The 3,009-nt window shown below is 38.2% G+C and carries 3 protein-coding genes; 2 read left to right on the top strand and 1 reads right to left on the bottom strand.

Annotated elements, in window-relative coordinates; translation table 11 throughout:
• Positions 1-978, top strand: a 978-nt coding sequence (pepT, locus tag WBN20_RS12990; protein WP_424282002.1) for a peptidase T, incomplete at its 5' end; no start/stop codon positions are given.
• Positions 979-986: 8 nt separating this feature from the next.
• Positions 987-1,577: a YdeI/OmpD-associated family protein gene (locus WBN20_RS12995; RefSeq protein WP_424282003.1), complete on the top strand. Its 591-nt coding sequence runs from the start codon at positions 987-989 to the stop codon at positions 1,575-1,577.
• Positions 1,578-1,630: 53 nt separating this feature from the next.
• On the opposite strand, the gene WBN20_RS13000 is transcribed toward WBN20_RS12995, so the two are convergent.
• Positions 1,631-2,980 (bottom strand): Gfo/Idh/MocA family protein, encoded by a 1,350-nt coding sequence (locus WBN20_RS13000; RefSeq protein ID WP_424282004.1) that lies wholly within the window; start codon positions 2,978-2,980, stop codon positions 1,631-1,633.
• Positions 2,981-3,009: the final 29 nt, after the last annotated feature.

Here is a 3,009-nt window from a genome sequence, read left to right on the forward strand (position 1 = left end):
CCGGATTTTTCAGGAACCCATGTAAAACCTCGTTTGATTCATAATTATGACGGAAAGGACATCGTCCTTAATAAAGAAAACAATATTGTACTCTCCCCAGATTATTTTGATGATTTACTTCTTTATAAAGGACAAACCCTTATTGTAACGGATGGCACTACGCTTCTTGGAGCAGACGACAAGGCCGGTATAGCCGAAATAATCACAGCTATGGAGTATCTCATTCAGCATCCGGAAATTAAACATGGCCCTATCCGTATTGGTTTTACACCAGATGAAGAGATAGGACGTGGAGCACATAAATTTGATGTCAAAAAATTTAATGCAGATTGGGCGTATACTATAGACGGGAGTCAGATAGGGGAATTGGAGTATGAGAATTTTAATGCTGCCGGCGCAAAAATTACCGCCAAGGGCAAAAGTGTACATCCGGGATACGCCAAAGGAAAAATGGTAAATGCTATTGGCCTCTTAAATGAATTAATAAATTTATTACCAAAAAAAGAAGTGCCGGAACAAACCGAAGGCCGGGAAGGATTCTATCATATTAATCACCTCCAGGGTGAAATAGAAAAAGCAGAGTTGGAACTTATTATTAGGGATCATGATCGGTCCTTATTTGAGAAGAGAAAAAAACTACTGCAAAATAGTGTCAATGAACTGAATGAAAAACATGGAGATTTCTTATCCCTGGAGATAAAAGATCAGTACTTTAATATGAGGGAAAAGATAGAGCCGGTTTTTCAGGTCGTTGAAATTGCCAAAGAGGCTATGGAAACATTAGATATAGAACCAATTATAAAACCTATTAGGGGTGGAACAGATGGTTCACAGCTTAGTTTTATGGGACTACCATGTCCAAATATTTTTGCGGGCGGACATAATTTTCATGGAAAGTACGAATACATACCAGTAGAAAGTATGCAAAAGGCAGTTGAAGTTATCGTAAAAATATGCGAAATTGTAGCCAGTAAATAACTGGGGATATGGAAATAAATGAAAAAGTAGAAGCCTATTATTCCAAAGATCATAAATACGGGGAGGGAATCCGAAAATTAAGGGATATTGCCTTAAAAACCCAATTGACAGAAGCACTAAAATGGGGCTCAGCTGTGTACACCATAGATAATAAAAACGTATTGGGAATAATGGCTTTTAAAAATCATTTTGGCATTTGGTTTTTTAACGGAGTTTTCCTCAGTGATCCCAAGGGAGTTCTGAAAAATGCACAGGAAGGCAACACAAAATCCATGAGGCACTGGAAATTTAAGTCGGTAAGTGATATTGATGAAGCAGGTGTTCTTGAATATATAAAGGAGGCTATCGCCAATCAAAAGAAAGGACTGAAAATAAAACCATCGCGAAAGACAGAAATAATCATCCCAAAAATGTTATTGGACGCTTTACAAGAAAACAACAAACTGAATGAGCAATTTTATGCTCTCACTCCTTATAAACAAAGAGATTATTGCGAGTACATCGCAGAGGCAAAACAACAAAAGACAAAGGAATCACGACTTGGGAAGATTATTCCAATGATTTCTAAAGGTCTGGGGTTAAATGATAAATACCGATAAACCAGAAGCTTGTTAAATATTCTTAAATCTTAAATTTCTGATAAGGCCAATTTTTATTTTTTAGGCAATTTCCATCCATTATGATAAGATGCCATCATAATCTCATTAGACTTTTTATCAGTAAAGCTGTTGTTATCTGCATCCCAATATATTCTATTCCCGGATTTATAAGCCACATTTCCCATGTGGGATACCATGGCTGCATCATAACCTACTTTAATAGGGGCATTAAGGTTCTTTGAATTCCTGCTTTTAACGGCTTCAATAAAATTCTTAGTGTGCAGATCCAAACCACTTCCCTGATTCTGTTGCAAAGGCAATGCTTCCATGCGTGGGATGCCCTCTTTGCCCCAGCCTTGAAATTCCTTTTCAGGAATTACTTCCCAGCCATTTCTATCCAACACCAATGTACCATTATTCCCAATAAAGGCTATCCCGTGATTTCTTCCGTAATTACCTCCATCAATGCCAGTTGCATGCTCCCATAATATGGAAAAATCATCATATTCAAAAACAGCCTGTAATGAGTCTGGCGTTTCTGAAGCATCATTAGGGTAAGCGAACTTACCTCCAAGGGCCATTACAGATTTTGGCGTTCCGGCTTTCATTCCGTACAAAGCATAATCTATCAGATGAACACCCCAATCCGTCATAAGACCGCCCGCATAATCCCAAAACCACCTGAAATTAAAATGAAACCTGTTTGGATTAAACAAGCGTTCTTGTGCAGGCCCTAACCACATTTTGTAATCAACCCCGGCAGGAGCACTTGCATCTGCTTGTATAGGAACTGGTTTCATCCAGCCTTGATATGCCCAGGCTTTTGCCAGTCTTATTTCACCTAGTTTTCCAGAATGCACAAAATTAATCGCATCTACAAAATGAGGTTGACTCCGTTGCCATTGACCAATCTGAACAATCCTTTTACTGTTCTGAACAGTATCCAGCATAATGTCACATTCCTGCATTGAATTCGCAATTGGTTTTTCACAATACACATCTTTTCCAGCACTTAAAGCATCTGTCAATTGCAGGCAATGCCAGTGATCTGGCGTCCCAATAACCACAAAATCGATAGCTTTATTTTCCAACATTTTTCGATAATCCTTATACCATTGTGGTTTTTTAATACCGGCTTTTTCGAGTTCGGAAGTACGTCGGGAAAGTACATTTTCATCTACATCACAAAGTGCAATTACGTTAACCTCACTAATTTTCAGAAGCGAGAGCAGGTTGCTAAAACCCATGCCATTGCAACCTATTAATCCCAGATTAATCTGGTCATTGGCACCAACTTTTTTTCGCATTGACGCAAGAAGTTCAACAGGAAATAGAAAAGAGCCAGCTGATCCTAAAAGATATAATGAACTTTTCTTAATAAACCTTCTTCTGTCCGTGTCCATACTATTGTGTTTTTGAAAAGTTTAATATA

This window comes from Eudoraea sp. (assembly GCF_049665975.1).
Taxonomy (GTDB): Bacteria; Bacteroidota; Bacteroidia; order Flavobacteriales; family Flavobacteriaceae; genus Eudoraea.

What these genes read in the sequence shown, in the direction of transcription:
- WBN20_RS12995 (WP_424282003.1), top strand. Translation starts at nt 987, where the DNA reads ATGGAAATAAATGAAAAAGTAGAAGCCTATTATTCCAAAGATCATAAA.
- WBN20_RS13000 (WP_424282004.1), bottom strand. Translation starts at nt 2,980, where the DNA reads ATGGACACGGACAGAAGAAGGTTTATTAAGAAAAGTTCATTATATCTT.